Source organism: Rhizobium sp. WYJ-E13 (genome assembly GCF_018987265.1).
Classification (GTDB): Bacteria; Pseudomonadota; Alphaproteobacteria; order Rhizobiales; family Rhizobiaceae; genus Rhizobium.
Genome location: NZ_CP076854.1, coordinates 1,577,759 through 1,594,626, shown reverse-complemented (window position 1 = coordinate 1,594,626; position 16,868 = coordinate 1,577,759). Strand labels below are relative to the sequence as shown.

At 60.4% G+C, this 16,868-nt stretch carries 10 protein-coding genes and 1 pseudogene; 7 read left to right on the top strand and 4 right to left on the bottom strand.

Going from position 1 to position 16,868, the window contains the following annotated elements; all coding sequences use genetic code 11:
• Positions 1-16 precede the first annotated feature (16 nt).
• The 6 genes from tkt to KQ933_RS28745 all read left to right on the top strand — a co-directional run bounded on the left by tkt (position 17) and on the right by KQ933_RS28745 (position 8,896).
• Positions 17-2,056: a transketolase gene (tkt, locus tag KQ933_RS28770; RefSeq protein ID WP_216759393.1), complete on the top strand. Its 2,040-nt coding sequence runs from the start codon at positions 17-19 to the stop codon at positions 2,054-2,056.
• 255 nt (positions 2,057-2,311) lie between these two features.
• Entirely contained in the window at positions 2,312-4,564 is a 2,253-nt protein-coding gene (locus KQ933_RS28765; RefSeq protein ID WP_216759392.1) for a CDC48 family AAA ATPase, read from the top strand.
• A 376-nt stretch (positions 4,565-4,940) separates the two neighbouring features.
• The gene (locus KQ933_RS28760) at positions 4,941-6,086 is read left to right on the top strand and encodes an extracellular solute-binding protein (RefSeq protein ID WP_216759391.1); all 1,146 of its coding nucleotides are present in this window, start codon (positions 4,941-4,943) and stop codon (positions 6,084-6,086) included.
• Between the two features lie 2 nt (positions 6,087-6,088).
• Positions 6,089-6,976 carry an ABC transporter permease gene (locus KQ933_RS28755; RefSeq protein WP_216760853.1) on the top strand — a complete coding sequence of 296 codons (888 nt, stop codon included), beginning with the start codon at positions 6,089-6,091 and terminating at the stop codon, positions 6,974-6,976.
• Positions 6,973-7,794 (top strand): ABC transporter permease, encoded by an 822-nt coding sequence (locus KQ933_RS28750; RefSeq protein ID WP_216759390.1) that lies wholly within the window; start codon positions 6,973-6,975, stop codon positions 7,792-7,794. The genes KQ933_RS28755 and KQ933_RS28750 overlap by 4 nt, the downstream gene beginning before the upstream one ends.
• 22 nt (positions 7,795-7,816) lie before the next feature.
• The gene (locus tag KQ933_RS28745) at positions 7,817-8,896 is read left to right on the top strand and encodes an ABC transporter ATP-binding protein (protein ID WP_216759389.1); all 1,080 of its coding nucleotides are present in this window, start codon (positions 7,817-7,819) and stop codon (positions 8,894-8,896) included.
• 6 nt (positions 8,897-8,902) lie between these two features.
• Here KQ933_RS28745 and KQ933_RS28740 read toward each other — a convergent pair whose 3' ends face one another.
• From KQ933_RS28740 to KQ933_RS28730, 3 genes are all read right to left on the bottom strand, one after another.
• Entirely contained in the window at positions 8,903-9,736 is an 834-nt protein-coding gene (locus KQ933_RS28740) for an inositol monophosphatase family protein (RefSeq protein WP_216759388.1), read from the bottom strand.
• Between the two features lie 219 nt (positions 9,737-9,955).
• Positions 9,956-11,683, bottom strand: coding sequence for a ubiquinone-dependent pyruvate dehydrogenase (gene poxB, locus KQ933_RS28735; RefSeq protein ID WP_216759387.1), 1,728 nt, complete (start codon positions 11,681-11,683; stop codon positions 9,956-9,958).
• Positions 11,684-11,907: 224 nt separating this feature from the next.
• Positions 11,908-13,767, bottom strand: coding sequence for a tetratricopeptide repeat protein (locus KQ933_RS28730; protein ID WP_216760852.1), 1,860 nt, complete (start codon positions 13,765-13,767; stop codon positions 11,908-11,910).
• A gap of 597 nt (positions 13,768-14,364) precedes the next feature.
• Here KQ933_RS28730 and KQ933_RS28725 point away from each other — a divergent pair.
• Positions 14,365-15,537 (top strand): annotated as a pseudogene (locus tag KQ933_RS28725) (GTP-binding protein).
• 70 nt (positions 15,538-15,607) lie between these two features.
• Here the strand turns inward: KQ933_RS28725 and KQ933_RS28720 are convergent.
• Entirely contained in the window at positions 15,608-16,789 is a 1,182-nt protein-coding gene (locus KQ933_RS28720) for a M20 aminoacylase family protein (RefSeq protein WP_216759386.1), read from the bottom strand.
• Positions 16,790-16,868 lie beyond the last annotated feature (79 nt).

Sequence of the window (16,868 nt, the reverse complement as noted above, 5' to 3'; positions counted from 1 at the left end):
ACCCGAGGAAACGATCATGACGGAATCCGTGAAGTCCGTACCGGCGCCCCGCGATCAACATCTGCGCGACATGGCCAATTGCATCCGGTTTCTCTCGATGGATGCCGTCGAGAAGGCCAAGAGCGGGCACCCCGGCATGCCGATGGGCATGGCCGACATTGCCGTCGTGCTCTTTTCCGACTTCCTGAAATTCGATGCCGAAGACCCCTACTGGTTCGATCGGGACCGTTTCCTGATCTCCAACGGGCACGGTTCAATGCTGCTCTATAGCCTGCTCTACCTGACCGGCTACCGGGATATGACGATTGACCAGATCAAGAACTTTCGTCAAGTCGACAGCAGGACGGCAGGTCATCCCGAATATCGTCATGCCACGGGTATCGAGACGACCACCGGTCCGCTCGGCCAGGGCATTGCCAATTCGGTCGGTTTTGCGCTCGCCGAACGCATCATGAACGCCAAGTTCGGCGATAGTCTTTCGAACCATTATACTTACGTCTTCCTCGGCGACGGATGCCTGATGGAGGGCATCAGCCAAGAGGCCATATCGCTCGCGGGGCACTTGAAGCTCGGTAAGCTGATCGCATTCTGGGACAACAATTCGATATCGATCGACGGGGCGACAAGTCTGGCGGAATCCGACGATCAGCCGGCGCGTTTCCGTGCATCGAACTGGCATGTGCAGGAGATCGATGGACATGATACCGACGCGATACGCAATGCAATCGTCGAAGCTCAGCGGGTCACCGATCGCCCCTCATTGATTGCCTGCAAGACCATTATCGGTTTCGGCTTTCCGACGCGCGCCGGAACGCAGAAGGCCCATAGTGACGCGCCCGGCGAAGAGGAGATCGCCGGCGCCCGCAAGATTTTGGGCTGGACCGCGCCTCCCTTCGAGATCCCGTCCGACCTGCTGGAAGCCTGGAGGAAGATCGGCGCCAAGGGACGCAACGCCCGGATGGCCTGGGCGGTCCGGGTTCAGACGGCCAAGGCGGATATCCGCCAGGATTTCGAGCGCCGGATGAAGGGAGACCTACCCTCGGACTGGACCGCAGCGATCGAGGCAGCAAAACAGGAGCTTCTGTCGAGCGACAAGGACCTCGCCACCAGGCAGGCGAGCGGGGTTGTTCTCAACCACCTTGCCGAAGCCCTGCCCGAGCTTATCGGCGGATCGGCGGACCTCACGCCGTCGAACAATACAAAAGCCAAATCCATGATCGAGATCGCACCGGGCCAGTATAATGGATCCTATGTCCATTACGGCGTGCGCGAACATGGGATGGCAGCTGCCATCAACGGCATTGCCCTTCATGGCGGGCTGATCCCTTACGGCGGCACCTTCCTGACTTTTTCCGATTACGCTCGTCCGTCCATTCGGTTGGCGGCGATGATGGCGGTGCGTTCGATCTTCGTGATGACGCATGATTCGATCGGTCTGGGCGAAGATGGACCGACGCATCAGCCTGTCGAACATCTGACGGCACTGCGCGCCATTCCGGGTCTCGCCGTGTTCCGTCCGGGCGACCCGATCGAGACGGCGGAATGTTGGCAGGCCATTCTCAATGCCCCGCGGCAGGCAGCGCTGATCGCTCTGTCCCGCCAGCCCATGCCGCTTCTGAGAAAGCAGCCGGGCACTCTCAACCTGTCGGCAAAGGGCGGATATGTACTGCTTGAGGCCGAAGGTGGCGCGCGCGAGCTGACGATCATGTCAACGGGATCGGAGTTGCACCTTGCCGTAGAGGCAAGGGCGAGGCTTCAGGCGGAAGGCGTTCCGACCGCGGTCGTTTCCATGCCGTGCCGCCTGCTGTTTGAGGCGCAGGCGGCGGACTACAAGCGTGAGGTTCTGGGAGACGGAACTGCGCGCGTTGCGGTGGAAGCAGCAGTCCAGGATAGCTGGGACCGATATCTCGGGCTCGACGGCCGGTTCGTCGGCATGCACAGCTTCGGCGCGTCCGGCAAGATCAACGACGTCTACAGGAAATTCGACATAACCACCGATGCAGTTGTGAAAGCCGCGCAAGGAGCACTGGGTCTTCGCTCTTCGCCAAGGAGGTGAGAGCCGTTTTCAAATCGGTACGCTGACGATGTCGAAACAAGTGGTCCTCATTTGAGGGCCACCCACTGGCCTCGCCGCCACGCTGCGTCGTTTATGATCGCCGCGACCTCGGACATAAACCTCGTCCATGCCCCCGGCTCGAAAACCGGCATCAATGCCCTATACTTTGATCCACTTTCCAACTTGCGATCGGACGTAATAATCTTCCGGTAGCAATGCTTAAGCGTTTCAGTTCTCGACTTTTATGGAGGCTTCATGTCCGTCTCAGATGACCAGATACTTACGCTGCAAGTGGCAAATATGAGGCCGCAGGATGCGGGAACAAGCATTGCGCGGCTGTCTTCGGCAGCAATGGGCAAGCTTGGTATTCGAGAGGGTGACCTCATCGAACTCGTCGGCAAGCGTCATACGGCTGCGGTCGCCATGCGCCCTTATCCCGACGACGAAGGACTGAACATTGTGCGCCTCGACGGCCTGCAACGTGTGAATGCCGGAGTGACGAGCGGAGACCATATCGAAATCCGCAAAGCCGAGGCGCGTCCCGCGACAAAGGTCGTTCTGGCGCCAGCGCAGAAGAATTTGGTGCTACAGGGATCAGGTGAGGCTCTGCAGCGAACCTTCCTCCAGATGCCGATGGTTGCAGGCGATGTCGTGTCGACTTCGGTGCAGCAGCGCATAAGGGACCCGCGGTTCAGTCTTCCGGCTTACGGTCTTCAGGAAATCAGGCTCGTTGTCGTCTCGACGCAGCCTCGCGGCATCGTCCAGATGACGGAGCAGACCACAGTCGAGCTGCGTCCGCAGTTCGAGGAGCCGAAGGAAGCCCGCCGCGCGGATGTCACCTATGACGATATTGGTGGTCTCGGCTCGTCTGTCGAACAGGTCCGCGAGATGGTGGAGCTTCCCTTGCGCCATCCGGAGCTCTTTCAGCGCCTCGGCATCGATCCGCCGAAGGGTGTTTTGCTCTACGGGCCTCCGGGAACCGGCAAGACCCTTCTTGCCCGGGCGGTGGCGAACGAGACGGAGGCCAACTTCTACCATATCGCCGGACCGGAAATCATGGGAAGCCGCTACGGCGAGTCGGAGGAACGGTTGAGGCAGGTCTTCCAGGAAGCCTCGCAGAACGCTCCCTCCATTATCTTCATCGACGAAATCGATTCCATCGCGCCGAAGCGTGAACAGGTCACCGGCGAGGTCGAGCGGCGCATCGTTGCCCAGCTCCTGACCTTGATGGACGGGCTGGAACCCCGGCAGAATATTGTCGTCATCGGCGCGACCAATAGGCGCGATGCGATCGACGAAGCGCTGAGGCGTCCAGGACGTTTCGATCGCGAGATCGTCATCGGTGTTCCAGACCAGAATGGACGGCGCGAAGTCCTGGCCATTCACACACGTGGTATGCCGCTTGCGGAAGATACAGATCTCGACGAAATCGCCAGAACGACCTACGGTTTCGTCGGCGCGGATCTGGGGGCGCTCGTTCGGGAAGCCGCCATGGATGCGTTGCGGCGCGTGCTGCCCGACATCAATCTTCGGGAAGGGATCCCAAGCGACGTTCTGGAGAAGCTGACGGTTTCACAGGATGACTTCATGTCGGCGATGAAGCGTATTCAGCCATCAGCTTTGCGTGAAATCATGATCCAGGCACCCAACGTGCGCTGGGATGACGTCGGCGGGCTGGACGAAGCACAGATGAAGCTGAAAGAGGGTGTGGAGCTGCCGCTGCGTGCGCCGCAGTCCTTCAAGCGCATGGGCATTCGTCCGGCCAAGGGTTTCCTGCTCTTCGGGCCTCCGGGAACAGGCAAGACACTGCTGGCGAAAGCCGTGGCGCGCGAGGCTGAAGCCAATTTCGTGGCGACGAAGTCATCCGATCTTTTGTCGAAATGGTATGGCGAGTCCGAACAGCAGGTTTCGCGCCTCTTCGAGCGCGCCAGGCAGGTCGCCCCGACGGTTATCTTTATCGATGAGATCGACTCGCTTGCTCCGGTCCGCGGCGGAGGCTTGGGTGAGCCGGCGGTGACGGAACGTGTGGTCAACACGCTTCTGGCAGAAATGGATGGCCTGGAAGACATGCAGGGTGTCGTTGTCATGGCGGCAACCAACCGGCCAAACCTTCTCGATCCTGCGCTTCTGAGACCGGGCCGTTTTGACGAACTGGTCTACGTTCCGGTCCCTGATGCGAAAGCACGGCTAAAAATTCTCCGTATCCATACGAAGAAGATGCCGTTGGCAAAAAATATCGATTTGGATGAACTCGCCGAACAGACCGTACGCTTTACAGGAGCCGACCTTGAGGACTTGACGCGTCGCGCAGGTCTCATTGCGCTGCGCCGATCGCTCGACGCCTCCACTGTGACCAAGGAGGATTTCTCCAAGGCTCTCCACGAAGTCCGCCCGTCCGTCACCCCGGAAATGGAGCAGGAATACGAGGAGATGCTGCGGACGCTGAGGCAAGAAAGCCCGCAGCGACGACAGATCGGTTTCACGCCACTGCGGCAGGCTGCCGAGTAGAAACGATAGAGGCGACTTAACCGAGTCGCCTCCAATCTCTTTGGTCTGATGCGCAAACCGCTGGAGCGAAGCCAAGGAAGCCGGCTGCAGGCCTAGCATCGGCTTAACTGCGCGATCAAGTAGCGCATCGCCAATTTGATAAATTCCTGTAGCCAGGCGTTTTGGCCGGGCTGTTTCCACTCAGTAAAAAACGAACTTGTCTGACGAGTTTTTTCCGAGCCGATGATGCTGTGCCGAATCGAGTCTCGGGGCTCATTTATCGGACTTGGCACACGTGTGCATTTTCTTCGCTTTTGTCATTCCGATGTTACGCGCCGGAGCTAGCAAGTCTCAGAGCTCATCTGAGGCGCAGCCTCGATAACGAAGGGAGACAGGTATGAATAGGCGCGAATTTCTGATCACCTCATCGGCGGCTGCGGGTCTTTTCGCCCTTCCGCGTTTTGCCTCAGCCGCCGCGGGCACGATCGACCTCTACAGCGGCTCTGATGCCAATATTATCGACCTCTGGAACAACATCATCCGTCCAGCCTTCGAAAAGGCGCATCCTGACGTCGCGCTGAAGGTTACCGATGCCGGCGATAATAACGGCCTTCGGGCCATCGGCGACCGCGCGCTCGCTGCGTTGAAGACCAAGACCGATCCGCAGGCCGACCTCTTCGAATCCTTCGATCCGCGCCTTCCGGCCGGCGGCATCGATGCGGGTCTCTGGGTGAAGTTCTCGGCTGAGAATGTGCCCGGCTTCGAGAACGTCAATCCGCTCGCGATCGACACGCCCTACGCGCTGCCCTATCGGGGCTCGCAGGTTCTGCTGGCCTATGACAAGACCAAGCTTGACCCGAAGGATGCGCCGAAGACCTGGGAACAGCTGACCGCCTGGATCAAGGCCAATCCCGGCCAGTTCATCTACAACCGTCCGGACAAGGGCGGTTCGGGCCTCAATTTCGTTCGCCGCGCGATCCACGAAGCCAATGGCCGTGATCCCAAGAAGTTCAAGATCGACAACTTCACCGCCGAGTTTGCCGAACAGTCGCTGGCGCCCACCTGGAAGATCCTCAACGATCTCGCGCCGTCGCTCTATCAGAAGGGCGCCTATACTGCGGGCAATACACAGTCGATCCAGCTGCTCGCCCAGGGCGTCGTCACCATGGCTCCGGTTTGGTCCGACCAGGTTCTGCAGGCGATCTCGCAGGGCGTCCTGCCTGAGACGACCGGCCTCGTGCAGCTCTCCGATCTCGCGCTCTGCGGCGGTTTTTCGGCCATGACGATCTTCACCAACGGCGCGAACAAGGACGCCGCCCTCAAGCTCGCCGCCTTCATGTTGACGAGCGAGATGCAGGAAGCCATCATCACCGAAATCGGCGGCTTCCCGGGTGTTTCCTGGGATCACATTTCCGAGGACCTCCGCAAGAAATATGCCGATGTCATCCCGGCGACCATCCCGACCTTCCCGGGCGGCGATTGGGAAAAGGCGATCAACGACGGCTGGTACCGCAACGTCGCTCCCGGCATCAGCCGCACCTGATGGTGGTCGAAACGACACAGCCTGCGGTCGTCGACCGCGCTCAGCCTCTCAGCAGGGGGAGCCTTTACGGGCTCCTCCTCGTCGGCATGCCGGTCTTTCTGGTCGGCTGGCTGATCATCTTTCCGATCTTCTCGGCGGTCGCGACAACCATTTTCGTGCGCCAACCGGACGGGACGACCGCATTTTCGCTCGCCTCCTACCGTTTCTTCTTCACGGATGGGTACAGCCTGAACAATCTCTGGCTGACGCTCTGGACGACCCTTGTCTGCGGTCTGCTCCTGCTTGCGATCGGCCTTCCGATTGCGCTTTATCTTCGCTTTTCCGGAAGCCGCCTTGCCGGCTATGTGCAAGGTCTCGCGATCTTTCCAATGTTCGTGCCCTCGATTATTCTCTCCTATGCGCTCATCCGCACGATCGGACCGAACGGTACGGTCGACATCCTGCTCAATGCCGTCGGCCTGCCGAAACTACCGAGCCCCTATCTGACGCCCTGGGGACCGGTCATCGGCCTCGTCTGGGACAATCTGCCTTTGACCGTCCTGATGCTGACGGCTGGCCTCTCTTCCGTTTCCAACAGCTCCATCGAAGCGGCCCGCGATGTCGGAGCGACGCCTCCAAGGGTCTTCATCTCGATCATTTTGCCGCGCATGGGCAATTCGCTGCTGGTGACGGCTTCTTTCGCAGTGCTCGGCATATTCTCGGCCTTCACCTTGCCCTACGTGCTCGGCCCCGCCTCGCCGGAGATGATGGGGCCCTTCATGCAGCGCACGTTCGCCGATATGAACGACCCGTTGAATGCGCTGACGCAGGCCGTCATCAGCTTCTGCTTCTGCCTCCTCTTCGGTGTCTTCTATGTCTGGTCGATCGCCCGCAACCGCGAGGGCCGATGATGCGCCAGTCGACCGCCTTGAAATTCGATTGGATTGGCCTTGCCTTCTCGCTGCTGCTGACGCTCTTCATCGCGCTGCCGCTGCTGGTCGTTGCCACCTGGGCCTTCACCGAGATCTGGCGCTACCCTTCCGTCATTCCCCAGCAGTTCGGCCTGCGTTTCTGGTCGCAGACGCTGGCCCGCAAGGATGTCTGGGATGCGCTTTTCCTCAGCCTGCGGCTGACGGCGACGGTAACGATGTTGTCGGCGATCATCTGCCTGCCTGCGGCCTATGCCTTTGCGCGTATGCGCTTTCCCGGGCGCAACGTCCTCTTCCTCTCATTTCTCGCCTCGCATGCCTTTCCCAAGTTTGGGTTGCTGGTGGCGATTGCCGGCATCTTCCTGCAGCTGGGGCTGATCAGTACCTTCTGGGGCGTGGTGCTGATCCAGCTCGTTGGTACGCTTATGCTGATGATCTGGATCCCGGTCGCCGCCTTCCAGAATGTCGACCGGCGCATGGAGGAGGCCGCGCGTGACGCCGGCGCGACGCCGCTTCGCGTCTTCTGGTCGATCACATTGCCGCAGGCTGCGCCGACGATCTCAGCCGCCGTGCTCCTGACATTCGTCGGCACTTTCTATGAGACCGAGGGTGCCTGGCTGATCGGCGCGCCCGAGATCCGCACCATGCCGGTGTTGATGATCAGCTTCATCAATAGCCAGATCGTCGTGCAATACGGCGCGGTCCTTTCCGTCATGCTGTGGGTGCCGTCCTTTGCGGCATTGATGTTTGCGCAGCGCGCTATCGGGACTGGCGCCTTTGCGCGGGGCTTCGGCGCCTAGCGCCGATAGAAAGGATTTAACAATGGCACATCTGGCGATCGAAGGCGTTTCGAAGAGCTTCGGCCACACCTTTGCCGTCCGCGATTTCTCGCTCGAGGTGGGCGATGGCGAACTCGTCTGCCTGCTCGGCCCATCGGGTTCCGGCAAATCGACGTTGCTGCGGATGATCGGCGGCTTCGAACGGCCGACGGGCGGCAGCATTCGCATCGATGCCAAGGATGTGACCACCCTGCCGCCGGAGCGGCGCCCGACCGGCATGGTGTTCCAGAGCCATGCTCTCTGGACCCATATGGATGTCTTCAACAATATCGCCTTCGGTCTGAAGTTGCGGCGCCTGCCGACGGCAGAGATCCGTCAGCGTGTCGAGGATGCCCTCGTTCTTGTTGGCCTTGCCAATTATGGACCGCGTGCCGTGACAGAGCTATCGGGCGGCCAGCAGCAGCGCGTGGCGCTTGCCCGCTCGCTCGTCCTCGAACCGAAGATCCTGCTGCTCGACGAACCCTTTGCCAGTCTCGACCAACATCTGCGCGAGCGGCTGCGCGAGGAAGTGCGCGATATCCAGCAGCGGCTCGGCATCACCACGCTATTCGTTACCCACGGCCAGGACGAAGCCCTCGCACTTGCCGACCGCATCGTCGTCATGCGCGACGGCCGCACCGAGCAGGTGGCTCCGCCGAGCGTTATCTATCGCGCGCCGCAGACGGCTTTTGTCGCGGGCTTTATCGGCTCGATGAATTTCGTTCAGACCGAGATCCGCAACGGGGTCTGCACGCATCCGCTTTTCAGCTTCCCCGTCCCCGTTGCAGACGGGAAGGTGACACTGGCGATGCGTCCGGAAGCATTGACGGTTCGTTCCTCCAACCGGCCGGCAGAGGCGACGGTCCACCGCGTCACCGATTTCGGCACGCACAAGATCGTCGATATCGACCTTGCCGGTGGTGTCAGGCTGAAGGCGATGGTTGCGCCGAGCGACATGATCAGGGCCGGCATGCACATCACTCCGAGCTGCTCCGGCTTTTTCGCCTTCCGCGACAATGCCCTGATCCACCAGTCAGGATCTGCCGAAGCGGCTGCAACCGTGCAGCCGCTCTTCACGGCCTGACATGCCTCAGGCTTTCGACTGAAAGCCTTCCTGGAGCCAGGGATAAAGTGTCTTGCTTGCCGCGAGGATATCGCCTTTGCCCTTCACATCGGCGCCGGAGAAGCGCGTGACGATGCCGCCCGCTTCCTCGACCATCAGCGCCGATGCGCCGAAGTCATGAACCGCGAGGCCGTCCTCGAAGAAGCCGTCCAGCCGGCCGCAGGCGACATAGGCGATCGAAAGCGCTGCCGAACCGAGCCGACGCACACCGGCGGTATTGGCCATAAGACGTTTGACGGCATCAAAATAAAGCTCTTCCGGGATCGCCTTGACCTGGCCGGGGATCGGCAGGCCGGCGCCGACCAGCACGTTCTGGATATCGGCCACCTCGGCGCAATGGATCCGCTCGCCGTTCAGCCAGGCACCGCCGCCAGCCTCGGCGCTGAAGAGCTCGTCCTGCATGGCATCATAGACGACGCCTGTGACGACGCGGCCGGCCTCGGCGACCGAGATCGTCATGCCGAAATGCGGGATGCCCCAGGCGAAATTGGTCGTTCCATCGATCGGGTCGATATAGATGACTGGCGCATCCGTGCCGCCCGGCCTATTGCCGACTTCTTCCTCGCCCTTGATCGCATAGGTCGGGAATGCGCTCATCATCTCCTCGACGATGATCCGTTCGACCGCAATGTCGATTTCCGTCTGGTAGTCGCGCGGAGCCTTGTGGACCATCTCCGTCGCCGTGCGTCGTCTGAGTGCCTTGCGCGCCGTTTCGCCTGCCTTGAGGGCGGTTTCGGCGAGCACGAGAAGGCGGGGCGAGGCTGCTGGCGACAGGCGCGCGGCGGTCGAAGACAATTTCATGAAGACAATCCGTGTGATGACTGGAGGTGAGGGGCAGTTCTGCCATTCCCATTACAAATGTGCATGATGTTTTTATGAAGCGGGCGCAGTGGCATGCGCCACGGCGCTGTCGCGGCTAAGCCGGTCGTCTGCATAATCGGCTTGGTCACAGCCGCCGATGGGGCTCTTCCCACAGGCTGTTGTCGTGGCGCCCACCGGTTTGAGACACAGCGTCCGACGTCAGCGAGACAGGAAATTCGAGACCGTCAGGTCGACGAGCTCGTCTCCGCGGCCGTTCATCACCGCGCGAATGGCCCAAAGACCGAAACCCTTCACTTGCGCTGCTTCGATCCTAGGCGGCATCGATAGTTCCTGCGTATTCGTGACGATGTCGAGCAGTGCCGGGCCGGGATGCGTCAGAATTTCCCGGATGGCACCGTCGAGTTCGCCGGGATCTTCCACGCGAATGCCATGCACGCCGGCTGCCCGAGCAACCGCCGCAAAATCCGGATTCTTGAGTTCGGTTCCCGTCTCAAGGAAGCCTGAAGCCTTCATTTCCATCGCCACGAAACCGAGAACAGAATTGTTGAAGACGATAACCTTGACCGGCAGGTTCTGCTGAACGAGCGTCAGGAAGTCGCCCATCAGCATGGTAAAGCCGCCATCGCCGGACATGCTGATGATCTGGCGCCCCTTGTATGTCGCCTGTGCCCCTATCGCCTGAGGAAGTGCATTGGCCATCGATCCGTGAACCAGGGACCCGATCAGGCGACGCTTTCCGTTCATTTTCAAGTAGCGTGCCGCCCAGATCGTCGGGGTTCCGACATCGAAGGTAAAAACGGCATCGTCGGATGCATGCTCGCTCAGAAGGCGTGCCACATATTGCGGATGGATCTTGCCGCCCTCTCGGCCTGTGGCGAGATCGTCGAGACCCTCACGCGCCTTCCTGTAGGCGGCAAGACACGCATCCAGGTGATCCCTGTCGGCTCGCTCCTTAAGCTTCGGCAGCGCTGCTGCCAGTGTCGATTTGACGTCGCCGACGATTGCGAGATCGAGCGAAGCCCGGCGGCCAAGATTTTCCGGCCGAATATCCACCTGCACGATCTTTGCGTCGGTTGGGTAGAACTGCCGGTATGGGAAATCGGTGCCGAGCATAAGAAGCGTGTCGCATTCCAGCATGGCCTTGTAACCCGAAGAGAAGCCGATCAGGCCGGTCATGCCGACATCGAACGGATTGTCCCACTCGACATGTTCCTTGCCACCGAGCGCGTGGACAACAGGCGCCTTCAGCCGATCCGCGAAGGCGATCAATTCGTCATGCGCCCCTTCGCAGCCGCGTCCGCACAGAAGGGTGACTTTCGAACTCTCGTTGAGCAGCGCTGATAGTCGATCGATCTGATCGTTTGTCGGCACAATGTTCGGCTGGGACAGCGTGAGTGCAGCAGGTGTTGAAATCTTGGCTGCAAAATCGGTCAATGCCACGTCGCCGGAAATGACCACGATGGCAACGCCGCGCTTTCCGATAGCGGTGCGAATGGCCGTTTCGATGACACCAGGCAATTGCTCTGGATGGCTGACAAGCTCACAATAGTGGCTGCATTCCCGGAAAAGCTGGTCAGGGTGCGTTTCCTGAAAATAGCCTCGGCCGATTTCGGCCGAAGGTATCTGCGCGGCAATGGCCAGCACCGGGACCCGCGAGCGATGGCAGTCGAACAGGCCGTTGATAAGGTGGAGATTGCCCGGGCCGCAGCTTCCGGCGCACACGGCCAGATCGCCGCTGAGATGGGCTTCGGCCCCTGCCGCGAAGGCGGCTGTCTCTTCATGGCGGGTATGGACCCACTCGATGTCGCCTCTCTTTCGCAACGCTTCCGTGAGCCCGTTAAGGCTGTCGCCGACCACCCCATATATCCGCTTGACCCCGGCCGAATGCAGCACCTCTGTCAGGACATCAGCTACCTTGGATTTCATCGAACGGCTCCGGGCTTTGGGTTTCAGGTGGACGGTAAAAGGAAGCTAGGTTTCGCTCTGCGCTTCTCAACCCGGAGAATTATCAAAGTGGCGCAGACACCCAACTGTACCTTGGTATAGGGGCGGGCCGCGAAAAGCCCGCTTGCCTGAATCCCACGCGGCGGGCTGCCAGCCGAGCGCATGGGCCCGCTCGGCTCTCTCCTTTGGCGTCCTTTTACCGCGACTTATGCCTCGATCCGTTCCCGCCCCTTCATCGCTTCCGCGATAAGTTTCATGAAGCGCGGATCCTGGCGCAGGTTGTCCAGGTCTGAATCATGGATGAACCATTTGATGTGGTAGACCGAGCTGCGGGGCAGCAAGCCCTCCAGGATATTGATCGCACGTTCCACATGGCCGAGCACGGAGTGGACACAGGCAAGATTATATTGGGCGACGATATCATCGGGATCGATGGCGCTCGCCCGTGCGGCCCAGTCGCAGGCCCGCGCTGCTTCGCCGAGATGGGCAAGGGCAAGCGCGCCGCGATGGGCGGGACCGGAATTTTCCGGGTTCTGATTGAGTGCCCGCTCGGCTCTTTCAATGCCTTTTCGCGCCCAGCTTTCCCGGTCTGCCGTCCGACCGAGAGAATGGTATGAGGACATCAGATGGATCGGCGAAACATAGTCGTCGGGGCGGATTTCAGCGGCACGGGTAAAGTAGTGCACCGCCTCGGCGAAATTCCCGCGCATGAAGAAGATGCGGGCATAGTGGAAATTTGCTTCATAGAGGTTGGGATCGAGCGACAGCGCGCGTTCGAAGCACGCTGTTGCCTCGTCGTCATCGCCGTTCTGATGCAGCGCCAGGCCACGGGAGGCATGCGCCTCGGCAAGGTCGGGATCGAGTTCCAGGGCTTTGGCGCTCATGGCGAGGATACGCTCCAGAGGCACGTCGTCAGGCGCCCAGTCACGGATCGCCGCATCGCAATCGGCAATGCCTGCATAGGCGCGACCATAATCCGGATCGAGTTCGACGGCCTTGTAGAACATGCGCTGGGCAAGCTGCAGGTAGGACTTGGTCCAGGTGTGGGAGAGCTGCCGGCCTCTCAGATAATAGGTGTAGGCCTCGACATTGGCCGTCGGCTCGACGGCGATCGCCTTGCGCTCCTCCGGCAGCAGTCGCACCTTCAACTGGCTGACGATCGCGTGGGTGATCTCGTCCTGGATGGCAAAGATATCGGTGAGGTCTCGGTCATAGCGTTCGGCCCACAGGTGATCGCCGTTCATCGTATCGATCAGCTGGCCGGAAATGCGTACCCGCGACCCGACGATGCGCACACTGCCTTCCAGCATATAACGCACGCCGAGCTCCTGGGCGACCTGCTTCACCTTCACAGATGTGCCCTTATAGGTGAAGACGGTGTTGCGCGGCACCACATGCAGGCTGGAGATCTTGGAAAGATCGGTAATGATATCTTCAGTGATGCCGTCGGAGAAATAATCCTGATCTGCATCGCCGCTCATGTTGGTAAAGGGCAAGACGGCGATGAAACAGGTGTTTCGGTTCTGCGCGACGAGGCGAGCGGAACTCGGCTTCTCGATGGAAACCGTGTAGACCTGCACCGGCTGACGGATATTTTTGAACACGTGTTCACCCAAAAACTCGAAGCCGAGATTAAGGCGGGAACCGACCTGATCGCGCACGATCGACGAGACGGCAATGCCGCCGGCCGGAGCGATGCCTTCCAGACGCGCGGCAACGTTGACGCCGTCTCCGAAAATATCGTCATTTTCCACGACGACATCGCCGAGATTGATGCCGATGCGGAATTCGACGCGCTCTTCCTTCAAAACGTTTTCATTGCGCAGCGCCATGCTGCGCTGGATGTCTGCGGCGCAGGCAACGGCGTTCACGACGCTCTGAAATTCCACAAGGATGCCATCGCCGGTGAGTTTGACGATGCGGCCCTTGTAATCGGAAATGCGGATGTCGACCAGTTCGCAGCGATGCCGGTTCAAAGCCTGCAGCGTGCCTGTCTCGTCCATGCCCATGAGCCGGCTGTAACCGACGACATCGGCAGCGAGGATGGCACTCAATCGCCGCTCCATGATCCTCTCCATGGATTGTCTCATGTCAGTGTCTCGCTTTTTCCAGATTTTGACCGCGCTAGGGCTCCCTCCCTTGCAGCCGATATCTTTCGATTCGGCATGCTGTCACGGCGGCGCAGAGCCTATATCGTTACGGCGCAGCATCAATACTCCGAACGGGCGAAGATTGCGCCAAAAGCTAGCTATTTCGGATTAGACAAAACCCTGGTGTGGCAAGACCCACAGTTTTGAGGCACGAACCGCACGGTAATCGCCTGTTCGTTAGGAAGGCACACGCAGCAGCCATCCCTGATTCGAAGTAGATCCCACAATTGTACCACATTTTGACTCGCGAAAAGCAAGTCGCGTCTCTGCGGAAAGACCTGGTTGCATAAAAGGATGCCGCCCGTAAACCGAAATAGTTAAGATATACACTCTCATTTTTCGACTATAATTTAAAGCTGCATATCAACGATCCCCATAGATTTGATCCTGGCAACTTCTCGAAAGGGCAAGCCATGTATCGCAACGCGCGCCGGTGGGCTTCGCGCTCACTTCTAGTGGATTCGTGGGTTCCCCAGTGGCTGACTGTCGGTGGAAAGGTAAGGTCGCGAAAGACTGCCGATCGGCACGGGGAGTGCTCGCCAGCTTTCTGGGAGCCGGCAAGACGACGCTTCTCAGCCACATCCTGAACAATCGCGAGGGTCTGCGGGTCGCCGTCATCGTCAACGATATGAGCGAAGTGAATATCGACGCAAGTCTCATTCGAGATGGCGGCTGCAACCTGTCGCACACGACGGAGACTCTGGTCGAGCTCAGCAATGGCTGCATCTGCTGCACCCTGCGCAACGACCTGCTGACGGAAGTACGACGACTGGCAGAGGAAGAACGATATGACTACCTGTTGATCGAGGGCACCGGCATTGCCGAGCCGCGCCCGATCGCGGCAACATTTTCCTTCCGCGATGATAAGGGCGTTTCGCTCTCCGATTTTGCCAGACTGGACACGATGGTCACTGTGGTCGACGCCGCGAACCTATTAGCCGACTACAGTAGCGCCGATCTACTTGCCGATCGTGGCCTGCAGCGCGACGGTGAAGACCGGCGCACCCTCATCGATCTGCTGGTCGACCAGATCGAGTTTGCCGATGTTGTCGTGATCAACAAGATCTCGGACGCGACCGAAGAGGTCCGCGCGGAGGTCCGCAAGATCGTTGCGTCCCTCAATCCCGATGCGCGCCAGGTGAAGACGGATCTCGGCAGGGTTTCTCTGGCAACGGTCCTCGATACCGGTCTTTCGACGAAGAAAAGGCGGCCGCGCATCCCTTGTGGCACAAGGAACTGTATAGTCCAGGCGAGCATGTTCCGGAGACGGAGGAATACGGGGTCTCGAGCTTTGTCTATCGCACGAGGCGTCCCTTCGACCCCAAGCGGTTTCGCGCATTCCTGGACGAGCCCTGGCCAGGAGTGCTGCGCGCCAAGGGCCATTTCTGGCTTGCCACGCGCCCGCATCATGTGGGTCTGATGTCGGCTGCCGGGGTACAACGGCGCTGCGAGCCCATGGGGCTCTGGTGGGCGGCCGTTCCGCGACAAGACTGGCCGAGCCATCACCAGTTTCATCAGCACCTGCAGAGCCGATGGGACGGCGCCTGGGGCGACCGCCGGCAGGAACTGGTGTTCATCGGCGTTGGCATGGACGAGACAGGTGTGCGAGCCGCGTTGGACGACTGCCTCGCCAGTGCGGACCCACGCGACTGGTCAGCTCTCGAAGATCCGTTCCCGGCCTGGTAGCGCGGGGGGGCGCAAGGTTTGCGCCACGAACGCACCAAGGCGGGAGTTTACTTCGTGCTGCCGAAAGCTCTCATTCGTCGAGATAGCGTTCGGTCAAGCGTGCCCACATCGCGGCACCGACCGTCAGGGATTTGTCGGCAAAGTCGTATTTCGCGCTGTGCAGGATCGCCGAGTCCACACCGTTGCCGAGCCGCAGGAAGCTGCCGGGCTTGTGCTCGAGGAAGTGCGAGAAGTCTTCGCTGCCGGGGATCAGATTGCAAACGGATACCTTCTCCGCACCGACGAGCTCTTCTGCGACCTTGCGGGCGAATTCGGTTTCGGCCTCTGAATTGACGACCACGGGGTGCCCGCGCGTGTATTCGATCTCCGCCGTTGCGCCATAACCATCGGCAATTGTTTCAGCGAGCCTGCGGATCCTGGCCTCCAGCGTGTCGCGCACCTTCGGGTCGAAGGAGCGGATGCTGAGCAGCAGTTTTGCGCTTTCGGGGATGACGTTCGCGGCCTCGCCGGCATGGATCGCCCCGACCGTGACGACAGCGGTCTGTGTCGGATCGATGCTGCGGGAGACGACCGACTGAAGGCTGACGACGAGGTTGCAGGCAACGACCACCGGATCGACGGTGAGATGCGGCCGCGAGGCATGGCCACCCTTGCCCCTGATGATGATCTCGGCGCTGTCGGCAGCCGCCATCAGCGGTCCCGACCGCATCAGCCAGGTGCCCTCCGGCGCGCCAGGATGATTGTGCAGGCCGAAGATAACGTCGAAGGGAAAGCGTTCGAACAGCCCGTCGGCGATCATTGCAGGCGCGCCACTCAGCGCACCGGCCTCCTCGGCCGGCTGGAAAATCAGATTGACGGTGCCGTTGAAGCGGCGCGTGCGCGCCAGATATTCGGCCGCACCGAGAAGGATCGTCGTGTGGCCGTCATGTCCACAGGCATGCATCTTGCCTGCAACCGTGCTGGCATAGGGGCGACTGGTTTCCTCGGTGATCGGCAGGGCGTCCATGTCGGCGCGGATGGCGATGCTCTTCTTCCCGGCGCCGACCGTCATACGCGCAACCACGCCATGGCCGCCGAGGTTCCGGGTCACCTCATAACCCCAGGTTTCCAGCTTTTCGGCAACGAAACGCGCGGTCTCGGCCTCCTCGAATGAGAGCTCGGGATGGGCGTGGAGATGCCGGCGGATGGCCGTCAGCTCCGCTTCCATCGGTTCGAGATCGGAGAGGCGGGCAAAATCATTGTCGAGGGACATGGCAGTTCCAGTTTCATGGGCGTGGTATCGCCGGCCGGCTCACGGTAGAGCCAGCCCGCAGGGCAAGAGCATGGGGAGC

Bases quoted from the DNA above. Each gene is read 5' to 3' on its own strand.
- tkt (WP_216759393.1), top strand. From the start codon at position 17: ATGACGGAATCCGTGAAGTCCGTACCGGCGCCCCGCGATCAACATCTG.
- KQ933_RS28765 (WP_216759392.1), top strand. From the start codon at position 2,312: ATGTCCGTCTCAGATGACCAGATACTTACGCTGCAAGTGGCAAATATG.
- KQ933_RS28760 (WP_216759391.1), top strand. From the start codon at position 4,941: ATGAATAGGCGCGAATTTCTGATCACCTCATCGGCGGCTGCGGGTCTT.
- KQ933_RS28750 (WP_216759390.1), top strand. From the start codon at position 6,973: ATGATGCGCCAGTCGACCGCCTTGAAATTCGATTGGATTGGCCTTGCC.
- KQ933_RS28745 (WP_216759389.1), top strand. From the start codon at position 7,817: ATGGCACATCTGGCGATCGAAGGCGTTTCGAAGAGCTTCGGCCACACC.
- KQ933_RS28740 (WP_216759388.1), bottom strand. From the start codon at position 9,736: ATGAAATTGTCTTCGACCGCCGCGCGCCTGTCGCCAGCAGCCTCGCCC.
- poxB (WP_216759387.1), bottom strand. From the start codon at position 11,683: ATGAAATCCAAGGTAGCTGATGTCCTGACAGAGGTGCTGCATTCGGCC.
- KQ933_RS28730 (WP_216760852.1), bottom strand. From the start codon at position 13,767: ATGGAGCGGCGATTGAGTGCCATCCTCGCTGCCGATGTCGTCGGTTAC.
- KQ933_RS28720 (WP_216759386.1), bottom strand. From the start codon at position 16,789: ATGTCCCTCGACAATGATTTTGCCCGCCTCTCCGATCTCGAACCGATG.